Here is a 22,795-nt window from a genome sequence, read left to right as displayed (position 1 = left end):
GGAAAATTATGAATATGACCTTTAGATGGTATGGGGATGATGATAAGGTTACCCTGGAACAGATAAAACAAATACCAGGTGTATCAGGTATTGTATCAGCGATTTATGATGTGACCGTAGGCGAAGTATGGTCATTGGAAAAGATAATGGATTTGAAAGACGAAATTGAAGCTTATGGATTAGAGCTTTTGGTTATAGAAAGTGTTCCAGTGCATGAGGATATAAAGCTGGGACTTCCAACAAGAGACAGATATATAGCTAACTACTGTGAAACATTAAGAAACCTAGCTGAAGCAGGGATAAAAGTAGTTTGCTATAATTTTATGCCGGTGTTTGACTGGACAAGATCCGAGTTAGATCATGAACTGCCAGATGGTTCAAATGCACTAATATATAAACATGAAACTGTTTTAAAGATGGATCCGCTGACTGGAGAGTTATCACTGCCAGGTTGGGATTCAAGCTATACAAAAGAAGGAATGAAAGATTTATTAGCACAATACAAAAGTGTAACTGAAGAAGATTTATGGAACAATTTAAAATATTTTCTACAACATGTAATTGCTGTAGCTGACGAGGTTGGTATTAAAATGGCAATACATCCAGATGATCCACCTTGGTCAATTTTTGGATTACCAAGAATAATAGCCAATAAAGAAAATCTTGAAAGATTCATTAATTTAGTTGACAGTCCCAATAATGGTATAGCCCTATGCTCAGGATCTTTAGGTGTGGATCCAAACAACGATGTACCTGAAATAATACGTTATTTTGGTAAAAAGGGTAGAATTCATTTTGGACACTGTAGAAACATAAAAATAACAGGAGAAAAGTGTTTTGAAGAATCCTCACATAAAAGTGCAGATGGTTCATTAGATATGGTTGAAATCATGAAAGCTTATCATGATATAGACTTTAATGGACCAATAAGACCAGATCATGGAAGAATGATTTGGGGAGAAACAGGAAGACCTGGATATGGACTTTATGACAGAGCCTTAGGAGCAGCTTATCTAAATGGAATATGGGAGACTTTAGAAAAGTCAAATTAGTAGTAAATGGGAGGAATGAACTATGGAATTACCATTTGAAATAGATTTAAAAAATAAAGTATCGGTAATCACTGGTGCTGGAGGAGTACTTTGCAGTTCTTTTGCAAAGGCACTAGCTAGATGTGGAGCTAAAATAGCAGTACTTGATTTAAATAAAAAGAGTGCAGATTTAGTTGCAGAAGAGATAAATGCAGCTGGAGGCTATGCAATTGGTGTTGAAGCTAACGTACTGGATGTATTAAGTCTTAGAAATGCTAAAGAAAAAATAAATGAAAAATTAGGTTCTTGTGACATCTTAATAAATGGTGCAGGTGGAAATCACCCAAAGGGAACTACTACAAAAGAATATTTATTCCAAGAGGATATAGAAAACAATAATGATGATGATGTAATAACTTTCTTTGATCTAGATCCTAAAGGAATAGAATTTGTCTTCAATTTGAACTTTCTTGGAACGCTGCTCCCCAGCCAAACCTTTGTAAAAGATATGGTAGACAAAAAGGATGCAGTTATAATCAATATATCTTCAATGAATGCATTTACACCATTAACAAAAATTCCAGCCTACAGTGGGGCAAAAGCAGCTGTTTCAAACTTTACTCAATGGTTAGCGGTACATCTTTCAAGAGTAGATGTGAGAGTAAATGCAATAGCACCAGGATTTTTCGTAACAAATCAAAATAGAGCATTACTTATGAATGATGATGGAAGCTATACTGAAAGATCAAATAAGATATTAAATGCAACTCCAATGAGACGTTTTGGAGAATGTGAAGAGCTAATTGGAACACTTCTTTGGCTTGTGGATAGCAAGGCTTCAGGATTTGTGAATGGAGTAGTTGTTCCAGTTGATGGTGGATTTTCCGCTTATTCTGGTGTCTAGCAAATATTAATAGCATATGAATGATTTGTTTTTCTCTGGTTAAGTTATTTTGATTATATTATTAAACACATATTATTGTTAATATAGTAGATATTTATCAATAATTGCATCACTGATGAATTAAGTGGAAAATTATTAATAGTATGATAGTAAAAAATAAACTTGCCAGAGAAGAAAGATAAATTATGTAAAATATTTTACTCAAAAGGCGATATTTGCATTTATTTAAAAGGTTTTTAATATTATTAAAGTAAACGTTTCCCAAAATCTTTATTAGAACTTTGATTTAGTTCCTCATCCTTATAAATGTATAATCTTTGATTCTAAACTGTATTAGCAAATCTTGTGTGTAATAATTTCACTATTTACTATAAATTTAAATATAAAAATACTTAATAAGCAGTTAAAGTATGCTAAGGATTTATTTTTGGAAAAAATCACCTGAAGACAATGCTGTCATTTATGATGGCTTAATTAGACATTCAATTAAATGTAAAAAAATAACAAATAATATAATATATGTTATTGAATTGTTTGTTATAAAAAAGAAAGGAAGACATAGCATGGAAAATAAACAAAAAAATAAATTAAATTTAAGAGAAAAAATTGCTTACGGAATGGGTGACTTAGGAAATAATTTTATGTTTGATTTAGGTCAGGCATATCTTCTGAAATTTTATACTGATGTACTTAAAATTTCGGGGGCTGCTGGGGGATGTGTTTTTTTAATATCAAAAATATTTGACGCTTTTGCAGATACAAGTGTTGGAACTATTATAGATTCAAGAAAAAAAGTTGGAAAGAGAGGAAAATTTAGGCCATTCATTTTATTTGGTACTATACCTCTTGCAATTGCCACTGTTCTATCATTTTTAGCTCCAAATATATCATATGAAGGTAAAATTGCTTATGCTTATCTAACATACATGATATTTGGCTTGGCATATTCTTTTATAAACATTCCATATGGTTCATTAGCCTCTGCTATAACTCAAGATTCTAATGAAAGAACTCAACTAGCTTCTTTTAGGAATGGTTTTGCTTCTGTAGGTGCATTAGTAACAGGAGTAGCTGTAATACCTTTGGTTCTAAAATTTTCTGATTCTAAAATGGGTTATCCAGTAATTGTTGGATTAATGTCATGCTTTGGGGTGCTATGTCATATTTTTTGTTATAAAAATACAAGTGAACATGTATTGGTTAAAAATAGAAAACAGAAAAAGGAATCTTTGAGTAAGATATTTAAATCACTTTTATCAAATAGACCACTAATGGTTTTAAATCTAATGAGTTTATTAACAATATCAGCTGGTAATCTAAAAGGGGCAATGGTGGTATATTATTGTCAATATTACTTTGGTAATATAAAGTTAACAGCTATTCTAAATTTTGTGAATATCGGTTTTTCTCTTATTGCTATTGTAATCGTTCCTTTAGTTGTAAAGAAATTTGGAAGAAAAACAACTTATTTAATTGGTTGTGCCATATCGATAGTTGGAGATGTAGCAAACTATATACTTCCAACAAACTTAACTGAATTTATGATTATATCAGGCATTGCTTATTTTGGAATAAGCTTTACAAATACCTTAAATTGGGCATTTATATCAGATGCTATTGAATACGGTGAATGGAAGACGGGTGAAAGAACAGAGGGAATTATTTATTCTACTTATAGCTTCTTTAGAAAAGTAGCTCAGGCATTAGCTGGATTTATTCCTGGTATAGTATTAACATTAGTAGGATATGCCCCAAATGTTAGACAATCAGCAAGAACATTAGCAGGAATGAAAGGATTGATGTTCTTATATCCAACTATTGTTGTAGGTTTATCTTTCTTTATATTTGCATTCTTATATAACTTAACAGATGAAAAGTACAAAAAAATCCTAGTTGAATTACAAATAAAAAGTAGTTCATCTGTAAATCTTGTAATAAAGTAAAAACATAGTTCATCTGTAAAGCAAGAAAATATGAATTTCATGCGTTTACCTTGGGATTATATTAAGAAATAGTTGACAAACATAGAAATTTAATATATATTAATGATAACCAATTAAACAAATAGGAATGATGTATAATATACATTTATTGATATATCTGACTGGAAAAACCAGAGGGTATACTTCTTGGGCGAAGTATACCCTTTTTTACACTTTTAAGAACATTAGTTCATTATCTTTCCTAAAGGCTTTAATGACTGGCTAAGTAGGAATATAATTAGAAACATTATAATTAAATAATGAGCTAAAGTGTTCATTGCTTATTATGAAATGAGGGGGAATCATAAATGGGGAAAATAAATTTAAAAATTCCTGAAGTTGAAGTTCGTGAAAAACGTCTTGGCTCTATTACTGGTTTTAATGGCAGCGCTGATGAACTTGTTAGATGTTCTCAGGCTGGAAAGCTTAAGGATTCTTCAAGAAGTTTTAGCCAGTGTATGGGATGTAGTTCAGGGCAAGCTTTTTGCCAGCTCTCCATGATAAAGGATGCGGCTATGGTAAATCATGCACCAGTAGGTTGTGCAGGGGATTTCTTTGGTTTTAATTTTGTATATAGAGTAGGACAGATGCAAAGAGATTTGCCTTCAACAAATGGAAGATATTTTAATACCAATATAGAAGAGAAGGATACTGTTTTTGGAGCAGGGGAAAAGCTTAAAACTACAGTAAGAGAAGCTTACAAAAGGGCAAAACCTAATGCTATATTTGTTACAACTTCCTGTGCTACTGGAATAATAGGGGAAGATGTGGAGACTGAAACTGAAGAATTATCTAAAGAACTTGGGATTCCAGTAGTTGCATGCTTTTGTGAAGGCTTCAGATCAAAAATATGGACTTCAGGTTTTGATGCAGCTTATCATACAATAGTGAGAAAGATAGTTAAGCCACCAAGAAAAAAGACTAACAAAGTAAATATTATAAATTTTTGGGGCAGTCATATTTTTGACGATATTCTCAATAGAATAGGTTATGAGGCTCAATATATTGTACCTTTTTCAACAGTTGCAGATTTAGAATATATATCAGAGGCAGCAGCAACTATTCAGGTATGTTCAACACTTGGAACTTATATGGGAGCAGCGCTAGAACAGGTATATGGTGTTCCGGAAATAAAATCACCACCTGCCTATGGAATAGCTGGTACAGATCAATGGTTAAGAGAGCTTGGGAAGGTTCTTAATAGGGAAAAAGAAATAGAAGAAATTATAAAAGAAGAGCATGAAAGAGTAATACCTAAACTCAACGAATATAGAGAATTACTTAAGGGTAAAACTGCCTATCTTACAGCAGGGGCTGCCCACGGGCATGCTATAATTGCACTGCTTAGAGAATTGGGGCTGGAAGTTCAGGGAGCAGCTATTTTCCATCATGATCCAATATATGATAATGGGGATAAAGCTTCCGATGCTTTAGCTCAAGATGTTAAGAATTATGGTGATATAAAAAATTATAATGTATGTAATAAACAGTCTTATGAATTGGTTAACATACTTAATAGAGTAAGACCGGATATTATGATTGCAAGACATGGTGGTATGACTTTATGGGGAGCAAAATTAGGCATACCTACACTGCTTATTGGGGATGAGCAATTTGGTTTTGGATACCAGGGAGTACTTAACTATGCAGGAAGAATTGCTGAGACTATAGATAATAAAGAGTTTGTAACTAATCTTGCAAAGCACAGCAGTATGCCTTATACAAAATGGTGGCTGGAGCAGGATCCATTTACTTTTCTTGGAGGTGGAGCACATGTCAAGAATTATTGAGCAGCCAAGGTACTCCTGTGCGCTGGGAGTACAGCAGACAATAGTTGCTATAAAAAGAGCCGTACCAATAGTACATGCGGGTCCGGGCTGCAGTACAAAAATAAGCAGGCTAATAGGCCAAGGTGAAGGATATGCAGGAGGTAGTACAATACCTTGTACTAATTCCAGTGAATCAGAAATTGTTTTTGGTGGAGAAAAAAAACTGAGAACGGTAATTGATGGTGCATTTAAGGTTATAGATGCAGATCTCTATGTGGTACTTTCAGGATGTACATCTGATATTGTGGGAGACAATATAGAGAGTGTTACTGGTGAATATCAAAAACAGGATAAACCAATTGCCTTTGCTGAAACTGGAGGCTTTAAAAGCAATAATTATATAAGTCATGATATTGTTGTAAATGCTATAGTTGATCAGTATGTAGATAAATTTGCAGAAGATAAGACTGTAGAAAAGGGTCTTGTAAATGTATTTGTAACTATTCCATATCAGGACCCTTACTGGAATGGCAATCTTGAAGAAATAAAAAGAATTCTTCAAGGTATAGGCCTTAAAGTTAATATACTATTTGGTAATGAGTCCAATGGAGTTGAGGAATGGAAGGCAATACCTAAGGCAGAATTTAATATTGTAGTAAGCTCCTGGGTAGGACTTAATATAGCAAATCATCTTAAAGATAAATATAATACACCTTATTTTCATTTCCCATATCTTCCTATAGGAGGTGGAGAAACTACAAAATTCCTAAGGCAAGTAGCGGATTATGCAAAGCTGGATAAAACTAAAGTAGAGGCTTTTATTACTAAGGAAGAAGAAAAGTTCTATACTCATATTGAAAGAACTGCAGACTTTATGCTGGAATTTAGATATGGTATTCCAAGAAGATTCTATACTATACTAGATGCCAGTTATGCTGTTGGATTTGCAAAGTTTCTCTTAAATGAACTTGGAATTATACCAGCTAAACAATTTGTAATTGATGATACTCCTGAAAAATATAAGAAGCAAATAATTGATCAATTTAAAACCATATCTGCATATAGGTCTGCAGAGGTTACTTTCTCTATTGATGGAGGAGAAATTCAGGAAGAAATAAGAAAAGAACCTCAAAATAATAGGGCATTAATACTTGGCAGCGGTTGGGAAAGAGATCTTGCGAAAGATATAAGAGCAGATCTTTTAATAGTAAGTGCACCAGTAAACTACAGATTAATTCTCAATTGTGGATATGCTGGTTACAATGGTGGATTGAGAGTTATTGAAGATATATATGATAGGGTACTTGATACCTATAAATAAACTGGAAAAAAATGCATCCCAGGGGTGTAGAAATTGGAAAAAACTACGCTGAGTAGTTTTAAGGATGCTTTGCAAAAATCTATCTCGGGAATAGATTTTAATTATATAAGAGTTAGATATAAGGTTAAAATTAATCTTATATCTAACTCTTATTTTTTTTGAAAAATGTAAATCTTTAGATTTGATGATTTTATATATACGCTATAAAAATATACATTGACAGGCGAGGTATATATACATATAATATAAGTATAATAACAAAACAAATTTATTATTTAGGAGAGGAGTGAGGGTATGTCTATAACTTCAGATATAATAAGAGGACATACAGAAACAATAATTTTATCTCATCTAGCAGAAAAAGACAGTTATGGCTATGAGATTAACAAATCAATACAGCAAAAAACAGATAATCAGTATGAGCTAAAAGAGGCAACCCTATATTCAGCTTTCAGAAGACTAGAGCAGGCTTCGTTAATAACTTCCTATTGGGGAAATGAAACAACAGGGGCAAGAAGACGATATTATTCTATAACTACCTTGGGAAAAGCTGCTTTAAGACAAAATAAGGTTGACTGGGAGGAAGCAAAGCAGTTAATTGATAAATTGATTTATGGGGGTAATGAAAATGTATGAAAAATTTCGTAAAAAGGTAGATGAGTTATTTGAAAATGCACCAGAAACTAGTAGGGCAAGGGAACTGAAAGAAGAGTTATTAGCTAATCTTATGGATAAATATAATGATTTAGTAGCCTCTGGAAAAAGTGAGGAAGAAGCCTTTAATATTGCAATTGCAGGTATTGGAGATGTAGATGATCTTATAAGAGGATTAAAGGAAAAGGATGTGCTTGACTATGCACAAATACAAAAGGACAGGAAAAAAAGTGCATTAATTTTATCTGTTTCTATAGGGCTCTATATTATGAGTGTAGTAATATTAATATTGTGTACTGAAGTTTTCCGAATTGATGATAATATTGCAGTGTGTATAATGCTTACAATGGATGCAGCGGCTACCTGTATTATAATATATAATGCAGTTTCACGCCCTAAGTATTTAAAAGCTGACGATACCATAGTGGAAGAATTTAAGGAATGGAAATCTTCTACTAATAAGGACAGGGAAATTATCAAATCTATAAGATCTATATTGTGGATGATCATTGTTGTTATCTATTTTGTTTTAAGCTTTCAATTTAGCAGTTGGGCATATTCCTGGGTTATATTTATTATAGGGGCTGCCATAGAGAGAGCTATCACTCTAGCATTTCAATTGAGGAAGTGATAATATGAATAGGAGCTTAATAAAAATATTAATTGGAATATGGTTAGCTATTGCAGTAGTACTTACAGGCTTCCTTGCATATGCTATACACTATAACAAAAGTGCGGGAGATGTTTTCAGCTTTTTCAAATGGAGAGATGTATCTGCGTCTACGGTTCAAAAGGATGAAAATATATCTTTGGACAATTTTAATAAAATAAATGTGGATTTTTCAAGCAGCGATATAATAGTACAGACTACAGATGAACCAAATCTTAGAGTTATCCAAAAGGCAACAAGTAAACTTAGTGAAGAAGAAAAGTTCACAATTAATAAAGAAAATGACAATATTATAATCAAAAGAGGTACTTTTCGTTCGGTATTTAGAATATTTGATTTTGGAGAAAAAATTGAGGTATATATACCTAAAACTTATACTAAGGATCTGGATATACAGTCATCTTCTGGTAATGTTATTTTTAACTCAGATATAGATTTAAATAACTTAAGCTGTACGATAGGATCAGGAAGTTTACAAAGCAAAGGTAATGTAAATGTAAATGTAGCTAATTTGAAAGCTAATTCAGGTAATATCAGTGTAAAGAGTTTAAGCAGTAAAAGCTATAAAGTGAATACTTCTTCTAGCAATATTGCTGTAGATTCTCTTTCAGGCTCTGGTGATGCAGCTGCATCCTCAGGAAATGTTAAAATAAATTATAAAGATATCAGTGAATATTCAAATGTTAGTTCACATTCTGGAGATGTTGATTTAGTAGTTCCAAATGGATTAAGTTTTCAATTTAATGGTAGGTGCAGTTCGGGTGATATAAGATCCAGCTTTGATTTGAATTACAAAAATAAGAAAAGAAATGAAGCAACAGGCCAGGTTGGTAATGGTCCTTACAAGAAAATAAATGCAAGCACAAACTCTGGTAATATAGATATCTCCAATTAAAAAAGAATACCAATAGTATTACCTTAATATATTAAATGTTGCAAAGCATTGAACTTATTTATATATAAAAAGCAGTATCAAATTTAACTTAAGGAATTTGATACTGCTTTTTTACTAGGAATAACTTTAAGTAAATTTTATATCCTATTTATGTGGATTAAAAGCTTTTACATTTGAAAAATCAGCTTTATTAAATTTCATGACGCAAAGAGCAAAGAAAATAGCACCCATTGCAAGTATTATGAACAGACCATCATAAGGTTTTATTATGAAACCATGAATATTAAAAGCCACTCCTGCCTTTACTAAAGCTTCTGTACTGAGATTTCCCATACTTAAGGTAATGTATCTGAAAATTGAAGTTGTATAAGTCAAGGGATTAATGTAAACAAGAGGACGAATTATTTTTGGCATAAGAGTAGTTGGTATATAGGCACCAGATAAAAAAGTTAAAGGAAAAGTAAATACAGTAATCATTATCTGGAAGGTTGTAGAGCTCTTTGCCAGGGAAGCTAGAAATAGGCCAATAGAACTAAAAGTTAAACCTACCAATGCCATAACTCCACACATTGCCAGAAATTGCAGTGCATTTAGCTTTAATCCCATGAACATACCTAGTATAATAACAAGTAGCCCCTGAATAAAGGCTATAGTTGTCGCTGAAAGAACTTGTCCTATTGATATTTGCCACCTTTTAATAGGAGACACAATAATTTCTTTCATAAAACCCATGGACATATCTTCAATTATACTTGTGGAGTTACTTAGAGCCGCTTGGAACACTGTCATAATAATTATTCCTGAAATCAGATAATTAAGTGGCTGAGCAATTCCAGCAGTAGAAGATTTCATTACAAAGGAAAAAACAAATAAAAAGAATACGGACATAATTATTGAAAACACCAGTCTAAGTCTATCACGTACAAAATTAGTTAAATTTCTTTTTAGAATAGCAAACATTCCACGCATAGTTATCCTATCTCCTTTCCAGTTACGGCTAAAAATACATCATTAAGAGTTCCTTTAGTTGTCTCAAAATCTATTATGGAGTCCTTAAATACGGATACCATTGATAATATTTCTTTTAGTTCTTCTGAATATATTTTAAATAAATCTTCAGTAAGTTTATATTTTATGGAGTTAGCTTTAAGGTATTGAATAAGCAAGTCCTTATTGGAAACTCTTATTTTAGTTACATTTGATGTGTATTGTTTTTCCAGGTTGTAAGGTGTATCATAAGCAGTTATCTTTCCATGATTCATTATAGCTACCTTATCGCATATTTCAGCTTCATCCATATAATGTGTTGTTAAAAAAATAGTGATATTTTTTTCCTTTTGTAGTTTATAAATGTAGCTCCATATATTTGCTCTGGTCTGAGGATCAAGTCCTGTAGTGGGCTCGTCTAGGAATAGAACCTTTGGATAATGAACAAGTCCTCGTGCCAATTCTACTCTTCTCTTCATACCACCAGAAAGACTTCCAACAGGAGCTTTTTTCCAGTCTGTAAGATCAACTAGATTTAATACAAAATCTATACGTTCTTTAATTTCGTTTTTGGGAACATTATAGAATTCACAGTGAAATTTTATATTTTCTTCAATTGTCAATTTACTGTCCAAAGTTGATTCTTGAAATACTATTCCTATTTCATTTCTAACTTTATCTTTTTGTTTAGATATATCATATCCGTTAATCTTTAGATCCCCCTTAGTCTTATCTAATATTGTACAGAGTGCGTTAATAGTTGTGCTTTTACCGGCACCATTGGAACCAAGAAAGCCAAAAATAGAACCTTCTTCCACAGTAAAAGAAATATCATCTACAGCAACGAAATCACCAAATTTTTTAGTGAAATTTTTCACTTCAATTATGTTTGACATAATGTTAAACCTCCTGTTTTATGTATTGTCTATGTGTCTTATACTAATGGCTTATTATAAATTTCACTTAAAGTGTTTCTAAAGATTTTATAAAATTTTTATAATTGATTTAAAGGATTTTTAATATTTACCTTTAAAATTATACATAGTTCGTACTTAACAAGTAGACTGTATAATTAGATAAATTTCTTACGATGATAACCAAGATTTATCAATGTTTTGTTGGATACTTATATATTAAAGACAAATATATTTATGAAGAAATAAGGTGATAGAATGAAGAAAAATGCAAAATTTATGGAAGCTATTCATAAAAGAATTGCTGCAGTACGTCAATACAGACATAGAGCAAAAAAAAATCATGAAAAATTTCATGAAATACAGGATGAAATCAATAGAAAAATTAAAAAAGAATATATGGAAGCCAATGGGTTTGAGTGGTATTATAAACATGTAAAATATTCACGTATATTTACTATAATTTTTAATATAATTGTTTGGTTTTTGATATTCAGGTACTTTGGTGTAAGAGCAGCTGCTGTTGGTTTCGCTGTGATTATTGGATTTGGTGGACTTCATCAATTTATATTTAATAGAAGTTTGGAAAAAAGGATACTAAAGCCTATAAGTCAATTAAAAAAGGGTGTAGATGAAATTTCAAAGGGGAATTATCAGGTTACTGTAGAAAATGAGGTTAGCAGTGAAATAAAGGATTTAGTGGATTCTTTTAATGAAATGGCAAAAAAACTTAGTGAAGGGGAAAGATTGAAGAAAGCTTACGAGGAAAATAGAAGAATGCTTGTAGCAAATATTTCACATGACCTTAAGACACCAATTACGGCAATTCAAGGCTATATTGAAACTATGCTGGAGATGGATGAAATAACACAGGATAAAATAAATAAATATCACCATATAATATATAATAATGCCATTTACATGAATAAATTAATAGATGATCTTTTTTTATTTTCAAAATTAGATATGGATAAATTAGAGCTAAATTTAGAAAAAATAGATGTTAGTGCTTTTATGGAAGATGTAATGGAGGAATTCAAATATGAGTTAGAGGATAAAGGCATAGAATTTTATTATGACAATGAATTACTTCAATCTTTTAATATAAGTATTGATAGAAAAAGAGTGCATCAAATATTCAGAAATATTATTGGGAACGCTATGAAATATGGCTTGAGAGATAATTTACAAATAAAGGTTAAATTATATCAGCAAGAAGATTATGTATGTATTGATATACATAATAATGGGCCAACTATACCAAAGGATAAGCTTCAGCATATTTTTAATAGATTCTATAGGATAGACTATGCAAGAACTAAGGATTTAATGAGTACAGGACTTGGGCTTGCCATAGCTAAGGAATTAGTAGAAGCTCATAAAGGTAAAATTAAAGTTGAAAGTGAGGAAATAAAGGGTACTTGTTTTACTATAATGTTTCCTAAAAATAAATAGTAAGTCAAAGATGGGTCGTATATTTTGAATCATACAAGGAAACAAGAGCTGATGATAGTAATGCTATCTTAAGGTTCTGTTGACGCAGTAGTTTACTAAATAGACTAGCATACTGACTAGCTATTTCTTTACGATGCCTAATTATGTAACTAAGTAAAGTTTGCTTAATAGGAGGATAGAAATGAAAAAGATTCTAATAATTGAAGATGATTTAAATATAGCGGAAATGGAACGGGATTATTTAGAGTTAAACGGATTTGAATCAGAAATTGCTCAAGATGGTATTGAAGGGCTTAAATTGGCATTACATGGATTGTACGATGTAGTAATTGTAGATTTAATGCTTCCGGGAAAAGACGGCTTTGAAATAATAAAAGAAATTAGAAAGAAATTTGAAATACCTATAATTGTGGTTTCTGCAAGAACAGAGGATATAGATAAAATAAGAGGTTTAAATTTTGGTGCGGATGATTATCTTACCAAGCCCTTTAGTCCAGCCGAGCTTATGGCTAGAATAAAATCTCATATAAGTAGATATGAGAGACTTAAAGGTCGTAATATATCTTCAGATACTATAAGTCATGGTGGATTAGAAATAAATACAGCCTCACATAGAGTTTCTGTTAACGGGAAAGAGGTTCAATTGACTTCCAAGGAGTATGGAATATTACTATTTCTTGCTTTAAATCCTAATATTGTTTTTACTAAGGAACATATTTTTGATAGAATATGGGGGGATGAATTTTGCGGTGATATGGCAACCGTAGCTGTACATATCCAAAAGATAAGAAAGAAGATAGAAAAGGATCCGTCAAATCCAGAGTTTATAGAAACACTATGGGGAACTGGATATAGGTTTAAATTATAAACAGAAAATTCGGATTAACTATTATATAGTGACTAATCCAGCAAATTAGCACTAATATTCAATTTCATTTATAAAAAAGCTCATATATAAATGAAATTATATTAGTGATTACAAGAATTATTTATTTGATTTAGGATTAAGATAAAATTTATTACAATTTAAGAAAAGGCGGTGAACCTCCGTTATTAATTTACTAAGAATAGAATGGAAAAGATTTAAGATAAATATAGAATATTATATTTTAGTAGATTTGAAATAACGGTTTAAATGAATACAGCAGAAAAAATAAATTATAATAATTCAAAAAGGCAGAAGTACTTAGGGGATAGAGGCTTTGTAGTATTTATTGCATTTCTCGGTGCATTTGTACCTCTGTCAACAGACTTATATCTGCCTGCTCTACCAAGTATGGTGGAAAGCTTTCATACTAATATTGCTTTACTGAATTTAACATTAATACTTTTCTTTATTTTTTATGCCGGAGGAATGCTGTTTTGGGGTCCTTTAAGCGACAAGTATGGCAGAAAACCAATACTATTATCTGGGCTAATTATTTATACTTTAGCGAGTATATTATGTGCGAATTCTGGTGCTGTTTATCAGCTTATTGTATTTCGTATTTTACAAGCCATTGGAAGTGGTGCTGCAGTTTCGGTATCAGTGGCAATGATAAAAGATTCTTATGATGGAAGAAAACGTGTATCTATTTTGGCTTTGGTTCAGTCAATGGCAATGTTGGCACCGGTAATTGCCCCTGTTTTAGGTGCTCTAGTATTAAAGGTAACTTCTTGGCATGGAGTATTCTGGATATTATCTATTGTGGGTATTATAGCAATAGTAGGTGGAGTGTTTATGCAAGAGACAATAGCTAAGCGCAGCAATGGAAATATATTTCAGACTGTTGGTAGAATTGGAGTAGTAATTAAAAATTTAAGATTTGCAGTTCTTCTTATTATTTTTTCAATTCAAATGCTTCCATTGCTGGCATATATATCTATGTCCTCATATATTTATGTGGATGGCTTTGGCTTGAGTGAGCAGGCTTACAGCTATTTTTATGCTTTTAATGCAATATTTTCAGTAATTGCACCATTATTTTATATGAGATTATCAAAGCATTATAAAAATAATCCGATTATTACTACTTGCTTTGGGATAATAGTTGTAAGTGGCATATTAATCATAACCATAGGAAAATTCTCACCCTGGTTGTTTGCATTATCAATATTGCCAGCTACTTTGGCAGGGAATTTAATAAGACCACCAAGTACTAATTTGATATTAGAGCAGCAGCGTGAAGATACAGGTACTGCTGCATCACTTATGAGTTTTTCATATACCTTTATGGGCAGTATAGGGATGATGCTTATTTCTTTGAATTTTGCAAACAGAATTTTTGTGATGGGTTCTATGTATGTAATTATTGCTATGATAAGTTTAGTACTTTGGATCTTAATACAAAAGAAATATTTTATGAATAATGTTTAAATTAGAAAAATGATATATAGAATTTTTGTTTAAATATAATACTGGGATAATAGATAGAAAAAATTTTTTCTATCTATTATCCCAGTATTTTTTGTATTAATTAAGCTAAAATCATAACATCAGTTGATTTAACAATAGCAGTTACTTCTGCGCCTTCTTTAATACCAAGTTCTTCAACTGAATCAAGAGATACTATTGAAGTGACTTTGTTTCCGCCAGCGATTTCAACAACTACTTCAGCAGTTATAACACCTTTCTTTAAACCTACAACTTTTCCTTTTAATTGATTTCTTGCACTTAAACTCATAATTAATTCCTCCTTAATTTATCTTTTATATTTGTTTTCCATTTTTGTTTTTCTTTTTGTTTTGTTCCTTACACTTATTATTATACATAAGTATTTTATAAATTCAAGTCATTGTTTATATTAGCTGTTAATTGTTTTTGTTAATTATTGTTTGTTTTAAATATGTGTTTGTAATTTCTTATAGTTTATATACAAAACGATTTTAATTAAAACTTAGTTAAAGTAATTTTAGAGAATCAGTTATAGATAGCAAAGAATTACAGGATGTATAATCATCTGTATAAGGAATATCTCAAAGGATATCCCCTTTTATTTTACAATATTTTTATAAATGTTACTATTTTTGTTGACAAGCTAACAGCGTTAGTATAATATAAAAATATACTAACGCTGTTAGCTTGGAGGGAAAAAATTGAATGAAATTTTGAATGAAAACTTAGAACTAAAAAATACAAAAGATAAAATAATTTGTGTTTCTATAGATGAGTTTGCCAACAAAGGCTATGATAAGGCATCAATGAGGAAAATTGCGGATAAGGTGGGGATTAAAGCTAGCTCAATATATAACCATTTTAAAAGCAAAGATGAGATACTTGAGGAGATATTTAAGTATTATAGAAATGTATTTTATCAGTATGACGTAATACTTAAAATAGATGAAGTATCTATTCAAAAAGATACTATCCCCAATATTTTAAAGCGAGGCTTGTATAGTGTTGTTAATACTATCAAAAATCCAGAAATCACTAATATTTTAAAGATTATTATTAAGGAACAATTTAAAAACAAAAAGATTAGAAAATTTTTTTTAGAAGAGTTTATTGAAAATCCAAGAATATTTATTGAAAAATTTTTGAAGGATCTTATGAAGAACAAGTTTATAAAAGAGGATAATGCATGCTTACTTGCACAAGAATTTCATGCTTTTGCAATTTATAAAATATATGAAGAATTCATGTTAAAGGACATGTCACATATTAATATCGATGAACTCCAACAGCAAATAAGTGAACATATAGATTTTTTTTGGAAAAGTATTAGAGATTAAATATGTTATAGGTGGTATGATTAAATACCAAATTTTTATATAACTAAGGAGCAACTATGAAAATAATAGCCATAATGGGGAATATAAGAGAAAATAGTCAAACCAAAAAAATAATTCAAATGTTTCAAGTGGAACTGGAAAGATATAAGCAAATTGATTTTAAGTACATAGAGTTAAGGAAAATGAACTTACAATTATGTAGAGGTTGCGCACTTTGTTTAGAAAGAGGAGAAGAGCTATGTCCATTAAAAGATGATTACAATATTATTTTAGATAAAATAAAGCATGCAGATGGAATAATACTTGCAACGCCTAATTATGCACTTCAAGTTACACATTTGTTAAAAAATTATCTAGATAGGTCAGCTTATATTATGCATAGACCTATTTTTTTTGGAAAAGTATTTACTTCAATTGTAGCCCAAGGTGCATATGGTGGTGAAAGTATAAATAAATATTTGGATAGTGTATCTTCCATGATTGGAGGAGTAGTTATTAAGGGAATTACAATTACAGTTCCTGAAGGATCGGCATACAACAATAGGAATGTTTGGAGTGATTTAGAAACAAATCGTGTAGAAAACTCCATAAAAAGATTAGCAAGGAAGTTTATAAAACAGCTATATGGAAATAGGTACCCTAAACCAACATTATTCAAGCTATTAATATTTAGATTCGCTAGAGGATCACATAAATATTCAAAATGTGATAATAGAGATAATAAGTATTTTAAAGAAAGAGGATGGTTTCATTCAGAATACTATTATGACACTAAAATAAATATATTTAAATGGGCTTTTGGAATGTTGATAGATATATATCAAAAACAAAAAAATAAATAATAATAGTGTAATAAAGGTAAACAATTTTATTGATGTAGACACAATATAAAATAGGACTTACTGTACTAAAGTAAGTCCCTGTTTTGTTCAAGATCTTAAGAGGGAAAGTAAGGAATTTAATTTATGGTGGTCCAAGCATGATGTACAGAGAAATAGTGAAATTTATAAGAAACTCAACCATCCAATTGTAGGAACGTTGATTTTTGAATTTAGTAGTTTTGAGGTTTCGGATGATCCTAGCTTAGAACTGATTGTTAACACTCCTTTTTCAGAAACAGATACTGATATGAAAGTAAAGTTGTTGCTAGGGAAATAAGGTAAATGTTTTTTTAAAATCATAGTTAAAAAACTACTGTTATACCCGTTACGATGAATCATACCACATGATGAGGCATTTCTTAAAAGTTTTAATATTATTGATTTATACAGCTTTTTTAACCTATAATAAATATTGTTCAACTAGAGCAGTAAAAAAGGCAAATTGAATAAAATAAATATCTTAAATGAAGTTACATAGGAATCAAATGTAAAAGGGTAAGAGTGTTTTAAAATGGATTTCGTAAATTATTCAAATAAAAAAGTATTACTTATAGACGATGAAAAAGATATAACTGACTTAATAGAGGATATTCTATTGAAGGAAGGCTTTAAGAATATACAAAAGGCACATTGTGGTCTGGATGGGATAATAATGTGCAGAGATGAAAAACCAGATGCAGTGGTACTTGATATAATGCTTCCTGATATTGATGGTATTGAAGTATGTAAAAGAATAAGAGAATTTTCTTATTGCCCAATTTTATTTCTATCTTCAAAAAATAGTGATATCGATAAAATTCTTGGACTAAGCATGGGTGGAGATGATTATATCACTAAACCCTTCAGTCCAAGAGAAATCGCTTTCCGTATCAAGGCTCAAATGCGGAGACAGCAGTATGCTGGTATAAAAGAAGTTAATGATAATAAAAATCAGAGCATAAAGTTTGGTAACATTACTATTGATACTGAGCATTGTCAGGTATATAAGTTGGATACAGAAGTTAGTCTAACAGCAAAGGAATATCAACTTCTCTTATATTTAGCAGAAAACCCCAATAAGATAGTTAATAAGGAAAGACTCTGTGAAGTAGTATGGGGAGAAGAATATATTGGGTATGATAATACAATTTCCGTCCATATAAGGCATTTAAGAGAAAAACTGGAGGACAATCCTTCTAAGCCTAAGCTTATTGTCACAGTAATAGGACTTGGATACAAGCTTGTAAAAGGGAATGATTAGAATGAGAAAATCAGGTTATAAAACAATCTTTCATTTATATTCTATATTTTTTATTGTTTTTTTAATTATAATTTTTCTTTGCGCAGGGATAGGGAGTTACCTATTAAAAAGCAGCATTAGTAATGAAAATAGCCAGATTAACTGGAGCAGCTGGCCCATATCCTTTACAGGGGATTTTTCTAAAAAAATTAATTTTAAGGATGGCAAACCACAACTAATGGCTTCAGGAATAAGCGAATTAAAAAAGTACAAGCTTTGTCTTCAAATTGTTGATAAAAATGGGGATGTGGTTACTAGTTATAATAGTCCTGCCAATGCTTCACTTCATTATGCGCCCATAGAAATGGTTCAGTTATATAAAAACGGAGGTAATCTAGGGGATTATACTATGTTTGTTGGAAGTGTTGATAATAACGGAGAAAAATGGACATACGTTATAGGTTTTCCTGTAAAGATATTAAAAATTACCATGTATTTGAATTATGATAAAGCTTCTCAGCTTAAGTTTGTCATATTGGGAATATTGCCAATAATTATGCTTCTTATCGCCGCTTATGGTATGCGTATGAATCGTACTTTATTAAATATTATAACAGGTATAAGAAGACTAGCCTCAGATTCTTATATTCCTATGAAGGGAAAGGGAATATACCAGGATGTATATGAAAGTCTTAATCTTTTAAATAGTAAGCTTATAGCTAGTGAAATTGAGAGAAAAAGGAATGAAACCTTGAGGGAAGAATGGATTGCAAATATATCTCATGATTTAAAAACTCCATTATCTCCAATAAAAGGCTATGCTGAGATATTAACTGATTCTGAATATATTGTTACTTCAGAGGACGCAAAAAAATATGGAACAATAATACTGAGAAATGTAAAAAATGTAGAAAGCATAGTTGAAAATTTAAATTTTACTTATCAATTAAAAAATGGCATGCTGCCTCTAAATAAGAAAGATGGGAATCTGGTGCGCTTATTAAAGGAAGTAATAATAAATATATTGAATCATCCGGAATATGAAGGCAGAAATATTATTTTTAACTGCATTGAGGACAGGGTAAATTTTAATTTTGACAGTACACTTCTTCGAAGAGCTTTCACTAATTTGTTATATAATTCAGTAATTCATAATGCCACCGATACTATAATAAGAGTTTCTATAAAAGCTGAGGATAAAATATATATTAAGATTGAGGATAATGGAAAAGGCATGGGAGAGGAAGAACTTAAAAAACTTTTTGAAAGATATTATAGAGGTACAAATAGCACTGTCAATGTTAAAGGCTCAGGCCTTGGAATGGCAATTGCAAAGCAAATAATAGAAGCACATGAAGGAAAGATTTATGTGGAGAGTAAGCTAAGGGTAGGTACAAGCATAAATATAGAATTCCCCAAAGAAACTTAAGATGAAATTAAGATGACTTAAAACTCAGATTAAGACCGTAAATATACAATCTAACTGAAGTTAAATTTAGGAGGGAATTCTTATGAATGTAATGGAAGTTAGAAATGTTAAAAAGGTTTACAGCTCAAAATTAAATGGAAACCAATCACAGGCCTTAAAGGACATAAGCTTTTCTGTTAAAAAAGGTGAATTTTTAGGTATTATGGGGCCTTCAGGCTCAGGCAAATCAACTCTTTTGAATGTTATATCTACTATAGACACGCCAACTGGCGGAACTGTAATCATTGGAGGTAAAAGTATAATTAATCTTGATGAAGATGAATTGTCAGAATTTAGACGCAGCAGACTTGGCTTTATATTTCAAGATTATAATTTGCTGGATACACTTACACTTAAGGAAAATATCATCCTTCCACTGTCTCTTGCAAGACAAGATGTTAGATTGATTGAAGAAAAGGTAAAGAAAATAAGTGCAGTACTTGGCATTGACAACATACTTGATAAGTCTCCTTATGAAGTTTCAGGTGGCCAAAAACAAAGAGCTGCAGCGGCAAGAGCAATTATAACGGAACCAGAGCTGATTCTAGCGGATGAACCTACTGGAGCACTTGATTCAAAGTCTTCAACGGAGCTCTTAGAGAACCTTTCTGAGCTTAACAAACAGAATGCTGCAACAATAGTTATGGTTACTCACGATGCTTTCTCTGCCAGTTACTGCAATAGAATTATATTTATCAAGGATGGACTTTTGAATTGTGAACTTGAAAGAAAGGGCAGCAGGAAGGAATTTTTCAATGAGATTCTTGAAACACTTTCTACTTTGGGAGGTGCTTTAAGTGACATTGTTTAAGCTGGGCGTTTATAATATTAAACATAATTTTGGTAGATATTTTTCATACTTTATAAGTACTTTATTTTCTGTTTTTATGCTTTTTACGTTCTTTTCCATTTATTTTAATAAACAGATACAAGCTTTTAGTAGTGGAAAAGTAAAAGTTGATACTGTATTTAAAGCAGCTTCAATTATAGTGGTAATTTTTTCAGCTCTATTTATTTGGTACGCTAACAGTTTTTTCATAAAAAGCAGAAAGAAGGAAATGGCGTTATACTCCATTTTAGGTATGAAAAAGAAGGAGATAGGCACTCTCTTATTTTGTGAAAATATGTCCCTTGGAATATTGTCAATTATTATAGGCCTACCCCTAGGCGCTATAGCGTCAAAATTTCTTTTACAACTTCTTGTAAATATAATGAAAGGCAGCGTTTCTGTATATTTTACAGTAGAGCTAAAGGCAGTCATTGCCACTACTATAATATTTGTAGCTTTGTTTGTATTTAATTCAATTAAATCCTCTGAGATAATATATAAGTTTAAGCTCATTGAACTTTTAAGTGCAGAAAAGGAAGCTGAAAAGGCTCCTGAAGCATCAAAAATCATGGCATTAATATCTATTGTAATGATTTTTAGTGGTTATTTTATTGCTTATAATAACCTCCTTAAAGGTGGAAGTAAAATGATGTACTTTGGACTTCTTGTATTAATATTAGTTGTTGTAGGGACCTACATTTTGTTCAATAATTTTATTGTAATACTGCTTTATGGGCTGAAAAAAAACAAGAAATTATATTATAAAGGAGAGAATCTTATAAGCATTTCTCAGATATTATATAGAATAAAAGCCAATTCCAATCTTCTTGCCACCATAGCAGTAATCTCTGCTGTTGCAATTACTGCACTGGGATTTTCCTTTAGCTTCTATATGTCATTGGAAACACAGATTTCATACAGTGCACCCTTCTCATTAATGTATAGAAGTGGAGATGAAGCTTTAAATAATAAAGTAGATAAAATAATAAATAAGCACAGTGAAGTAAAAGTTACCCATAAGTCGAATATTGTTCTTATAGATGGGACAGCGTTAACACCAAAATATAAGGGTAGCTACAGTAAAGATTTAAAGGCACCCTTTGGGGTTAATATAATGTCTATAAGTGAATATAACGAAATTGTTAATAATACAGAACTTACTAAGGCATCTGATGGTTTGGGGATAGTTAAAAATTTAAAATTTACAAACGATAATCAATGTTTTTTTATTGAAATGAGTAATGACACCAAAAGGGGAAGACTTAAAGGTGAGAAGGTTAGCTGTGAGACTTTGGGAAAATCCTTTGATTTAAATATTGTGGATTCTAATGATAAAGGTGTAATGGGTAATAATTTTCAAAGAACAACTATTGTAGTTACGGATGCTTTTTTCAAAAAATTAGTTGATATAAATAAAAATAGCAGCACAGTAATAAGAGGATATAGCTTGGACAATTCGCTTAAGAGTGAAAAACTTGTTACTGAATTAAAGCAAATAATCCCTGAAGATAGATACTTTGATTCATTTTATAGTGAGAATGCTGGTGCATATAGATTGTTGGGAAGCTATGTATTCATAGGAATGTTACTTGGAATTTTGTTTGTACTTTCTACAGGCAGCATACTTTACTATAAACAATTAATGGAAGCTTATTCAGATAAGGAAAGATATAATGTGTTAAGAAAAATAGGAGCCAATAAAAGGGAAATGAGACATATGGTTTCAAAACAACTTGCCTTAATATTCGGGCTACCGCTTTTAGTTAGTTTGCTTCACAGTTCTGCTGCTTTGTCTGTGTATATTATTAAACTAATGGGCACAAGCAAAATTGTAATAAAGTGTACTCTTATCATGGCAGCAGTATATATAGCAATTTATTTATGCTATTATATGCTTTCAGTTAAAGCATATATGAAAATTGTTCGTTCAAATAGCTAGAGACATAATTAAGGTTTCTAATAAATAATTGTACTCTACTAGCATAAAAATATTAGATAAAGGAATGTTGAATTCAGTTTTCACATTCTTTTATGCATTTTTTGCTTAAACAAACTATATTTTTAATTTCTCCTTTAAAATAGCTTACTACAAAGCCAGTAATTCC

The 22,795-nt window shown here is 31.0% G+C and carries 20 protein-coding genes and 1 pseudogene; 18 read left to right on the top strand and 3 right to left on the bottom strand.

Translation table 11 applies throughout. The features are described 5' to 3' along the window. Positions 1 to 8 precede the first annotated feature (8 nt). The 8 genes from uxuA (at position 9) to CLOPA_RS22200 (ending at position 9,226) form a co-directional block, all read left to right on the top strand. Positions 9 to 1,052 carry a mannonate dehydratase gene (gene uxuA / locus CLOPA_RS22235; RefSeq protein WP_015617667.1) on the top strand — a complete coding sequence of 348 codons (1,044 nt, stop codon included), beginning with the start codon at positions 9 to 11 and terminating at the stop codon, positions 1,050 to 1,052. 22 nt (positions 1,053 to 1,074) lie between these two features. Next, complete coding sequence (locus tag CLOPA_RS22230; protein WP_015617666.1) at positions 1,075 to 1,935, top strand: SDR family oxidoreductase; 861 nt, start codon at positions 1,075 to 1,077, stop codon at positions 1,933 to 1,935. A 563-nt stretch (positions 1,936 to 2,498) separates the two neighbouring features. Next, positions 2,499 to 3,878, top strand: coding sequence for a glycoside-pentoside-hexuronide (GPH):cation symporter (locus CLOPA_RS22225; RefSeq protein ID WP_041711664.1), 1,380 nt, complete (start codon positions 2,499 to 2,501; stop codon positions 3,876 to 3,878). A gap of 347 nt (positions 3,879 to 4,225) precedes the next feature. Further along, positions 4,226 to 5,707 (top strand): nitrogenase component 1, encoded by a 1,482-nt coding sequence (locus tag CLOPA_RS22220; protein WP_015617664.1) that lies wholly within the window; start codon positions 4,226 to 4,228, stop codon positions 5,705 to 5,707. Then, complete coding sequence (locus tag CLOPA_RS22215) at positions 5,691 to 7,007, top strand: nitrogenase component 1 (RefSeq protein WP_015617663.1); 1,317 nt, start codon at positions 5,691 to 5,693, stop codon at positions 7,005 to 7,007. The genes CLOPA_RS22220 and CLOPA_RS22215 overlap by 17 nt, the downstream gene beginning before the upstream one ends. 294 nt (positions 7,008 to 7,301) lie before the next feature. Next, a complete protein-coding gene (locus CLOPA_RS22210; protein WP_015617662.1) occupies positions 7,302 to 7,643 on the top strand; it encodes a PadR family transcriptional regulator in 342 nt (113 codons plus the stop codon). Then, positions 7,636 to 8,292: a permease prefix domain 1-containing protein gene (locus CLOPA_RS22205; RefSeq protein ID WP_015617661.1), complete on the top strand. Its 657-nt coding sequence runs from the start codon at positions 7,636 to 7,638 to the stop codon at positions 8,290 to 8,292. Before CLOPA_RS22210 ends, CLOPA_RS22205 begins: the two co-directional genes overlap by 8 nt. 4 nt (positions 8,293 to 8,296) lie before the next feature. Further along, on the top strand, positions 8,297 to 9,226 hold the full coding sequence (locus tag CLOPA_RS22200) for a DUF4097 family beta strand repeat-containing protein (protein ID WP_015617660.1): 930 nt from the start codon (positions 8,297 to 8,299) through the stop codon (positions 9,224 to 9,226). Between the two features lie 144 nt (positions 9,227 to 9,370). Here CLOPA_RS22200 and CLOPA_RS22195 read toward each other — a convergent pair whose 3' ends face one another. Beyond that, entirely contained in the window at positions 9,371 to 10,195 is an 825-nt protein-coding gene (locus CLOPA_RS22195) for an ABC transporter permease (protein WP_015617659.1), read from the bottom strand. Between the two features lie 2 nt (positions 10,196 to 10,197). Further along, positions 10,198 to 11,109 (bottom strand): daunorubicin resistance protein DrrA family ABC transporter ATP-binding protein, encoded by a 912-nt coding sequence (locus CLOPA_RS22190; RefSeq protein ID WP_015617658.1) that lies wholly within the window; start codon positions 11,107 to 11,109, stop codon positions 10,198 to 10,200. A 276-nt stretch (positions 11,110 to 11,385) separates the two neighbouring features. Here CLOPA_RS22190 and CLOPA_RS22185 point away from each other — a divergent pair, with 276 nt between their 5' ends. The 3 genes from CLOPA_RS22185 (at position 11,386) to CLOPA_RS22175 (ending at position 14,938) form a co-directional block, all read left to right on the top strand. After that, a complete protein-coding gene (locus CLOPA_RS22185; RefSeq protein ID WP_015617657.1) occupies positions 11,386 to 12,582 on the top strand; it encodes a sensor histidine kinase in 1,197 nt (398 codons plus the stop codon). Positions 12,583 to 12,763: 181 nt separating this feature from the next. Beyond that, positions 12,764 to 13,450, top strand: a complete 687-nt coding sequence (locus tag CLOPA_RS22180) for a response regulator transcription factor (RefSeq protein WP_015617656.1) — start codon at positions 12,764 to 12,766, stop codon at positions 13,448 to 13,450. A gap of 267 nt (positions 13,451 to 13,717) precedes the next feature. Then, positions 13,718 to 14,938: a multidrug effflux MFS transporter gene (locus CLOPA_RS22175; RefSeq protein ID WP_015617655.1), complete on the top strand. Its 1,221-nt coding sequence runs from the start codon at positions 13,718 to 13,720 to the stop codon at positions 14,936 to 14,938. Positions 14,939 to 15,038: 100 nt separating this feature from the next. Here the strand turns inward: CLOPA_RS22175 and CLOPA_RS22170 are convergent, their stop codons facing one another. Beyond that, positions 15,039 to 15,245 carry a TOBE domain-containing protein gene (locus CLOPA_RS22170; RefSeq protein ID WP_015617654.1) on the bottom strand — a complete coding sequence of 69 codons (207 nt, stop codon included), beginning with the start codon at positions 15,243 to 15,245 and terminating at the stop codon, positions 15,039 to 15,041. A 412-nt stretch (positions 15,246 to 15,657) separates the two neighbouring features. Between CLOPA_RS22170 and CLOPA_RS22165 the strand changes: the two genes are divergently transcribed. From CLOPA_RS22165 to CLOPA_RS22140, 7 genes and pseudogenes are all read left to right on the top strand, one after another. After that, positions 15,658 to 16,293: a TetR/AcrR family transcriptional regulator gene (locus CLOPA_RS22165; RefSeq protein ID WP_015617653.1), complete on the top strand. Its 636-nt coding sequence runs from the start codon at positions 15,658 to 15,660 to the stop codon at positions 16,291 to 16,293. A 56-nt stretch (positions 16,294 to 16,349) separates the two neighbouring features. After that, entirely contained in the window at positions 16,350 to 17,135 is a 786-nt protein-coding gene (locus tag CLOPA_RS22160) for a flavodoxin family protein (protein WP_015617652.1), read from the top strand. A gap of 94 nt (positions 17,136 to 17,229) precedes the next feature. After that, positions 17,230 to 17,451: pseudogene (locus tag CLOPA_RS25715) on the top strand (helix-turn-helix transcriptional regulator); the annotation flags it as partial. A 234-nt stretch (positions 17,452 to 17,685) separates the two neighbouring features. After that, positions 17,686 to 18,414 (top strand): response regulator transcription factor, encoded by a 729-nt coding sequence (locus CLOPA_RS22155; protein ID WP_015617651.1) that lies wholly within the window; start codon positions 17,686 to 17,688, stop codon positions 18,412 to 18,414. A gap of 1 nt (position 18,415) precedes the next feature. Next, a complete protein-coding gene (locus CLOPA_RS22150) occupies positions 18,416 to 19,822 on the top strand; it encodes a sensor histidine kinase (protein WP_015617650.1) in 1,407 nt (468 codons plus the stop codon). A gap of 82 nt (positions 19,823 to 19,904) precedes the next feature. After that, entirely contained in the window at positions 19,905 to 20,672 is a 768-nt protein-coding gene (locus CLOPA_RS22145) for an ABC transporter ATP-binding protein (protein ID WP_015617649.1), read from the top strand. After that, the gene (locus CLOPA_RS22140; protein ID WP_015617648.1) at positions 20,659 to 22,629 is read left to right on the top strand and encodes an FtsX-like permease family protein; all 1,971 of its coding nucleotides are present in this window, start codon (positions 20,659 to 20,661) and stop codon (positions 22,627 to 22,629) included. Before CLOPA_RS22145 ends, CLOPA_RS22140 begins: the two co-directional genes overlap by 14 nt. Positions 22,630 to 22,795: the final 166 nt, after the last annotated feature.

Source organism: Clostridium pasteurianum BC1, from assembly GCF_000389635.1.
Taxonomy (GTDB): domain Bacteria; phylum Bacillota; class Clostridia; order Clostridiales; family Clostridiaceae; genus Clostridium_I; species Clostridium_I pasteurianum_A.
This window is presented reverse-complemented; position numbering and strand designations above follow the sequence as displayed.

Coding starts and splice junctions, on each gene's coding strand:
- CLOPA_RS22175 (WP_015617655.1), top strand. CDS start 13,718: ATGAATACAGCAGAAAAAATAAATTATAATAATTCAAAAAGGCAGAAG.
- CLOPA_RS22225 (WP_041711664.1), top strand. CDS start 2,499: ATGGAAAATAAACAAAAAAATAAATTAAATTTAAGAGAAAAAATTGCT.
- CLOPA_RS22155 (WP_015617651.1), top strand. CDS start 17,686: ATGGATTTCGTAAATTATTCAAATAAAAAAGTATTACTTATAGACGAT.
- CLOPA_RS22220 (WP_015617664.1), top strand. CDS start 4,226: ATGGGGAAAATAAATTTAAAAATTCCTGAAGTTGAAGTTCGTGAAAAA.
- CLOPA_RS22160 (WP_015617652.1), top strand. CDS start 16,350: ATGAAAATAATAGCCATAATGGGGAATATAAGAGAAAATAGTCAAACC.
- uxuA (WP_015617667.1), top strand. CDS start 9: ATGAATATGACCTTTAGATGGTATGGGGATGATGATAAGGTTACCCTG.
- CLOPA_RS22190 (WP_015617658.1), bottom strand. CDS start 11,109: ATGTCAAACATAATTGAAGTGAAAAATTTCACTAAAAAATTTGGTGAT.
- CLOPA_RS22170 (WP_015617654.1), bottom strand. CDS start 15,245: ATGAGTTTAAGTGCAAGAAATCAATTAAAAGGAAAAGTTGTAGGTTTA.
- CLOPA_RS22185 (WP_015617657.1), top strand. CDS start 11,386: ATGAAGAAAAATGCAAAATTTATGGAAGCTATTCATAAAAGAATTGCT.
- CLOPA_RS22180 (WP_015617656.1), top strand. CDS start 12,764: ATGAAAAAGATTCTAATAATTGAAGATGATTTAAATATAGCGGAAATG.
- CLOPA_RS22210 (WP_015617662.1), top strand. CDS start 7,302: ATGTCTATAACTTCAGATATAATAAGAGGACATACAGAAACAATAATT.
- CLOPA_RS22230 (WP_015617666.1), top strand. CDS start 1,075: ATGGAATTACCATTTGAAATAGATTTAAAAAATAAAGTATCGGTAATC.
- CLOPA_RS22200 (WP_015617660.1), top strand. CDS start 8,297: ATGAATAGGAGCTTAATAAAAATATTAATTGGAATATGGTTAGCTATT.
- CLOPA_RS22150 (WP_015617650.1), top strand. CDS start 18,416: ATGAGAAAATCAGGTTATAAAACAATCTTTCATTTATATTCTATATTT.
- CLOPA_RS22145 (WP_015617649.1), top strand. CDS start 19,905: ATGAATGTAATGGAAGTTAGAAATGTTAAAAAGGTTTACAGCTCAAAA.
- CLOPA_RS22205 (WP_015617661.1), top strand. CDS start 7,636: ATGTATGAAAAATTTCGTAAAAAGGTAGATGAGTTATTTGAAAATGCA.
- CLOPA_RS22215 (WP_015617663.1), top strand. CDS start 5,691: ATGTCAAGAATTATTGAGCAGCCAAGGTACTCCTGTGCGCTGGGAGTA.
- CLOPA_RS22195 (WP_015617659.1), bottom strand. CDS start 10,195: ATGCGTGGAATGTTTGCTATTCTAAAAAGAAATTTAACTAATTTTGTA.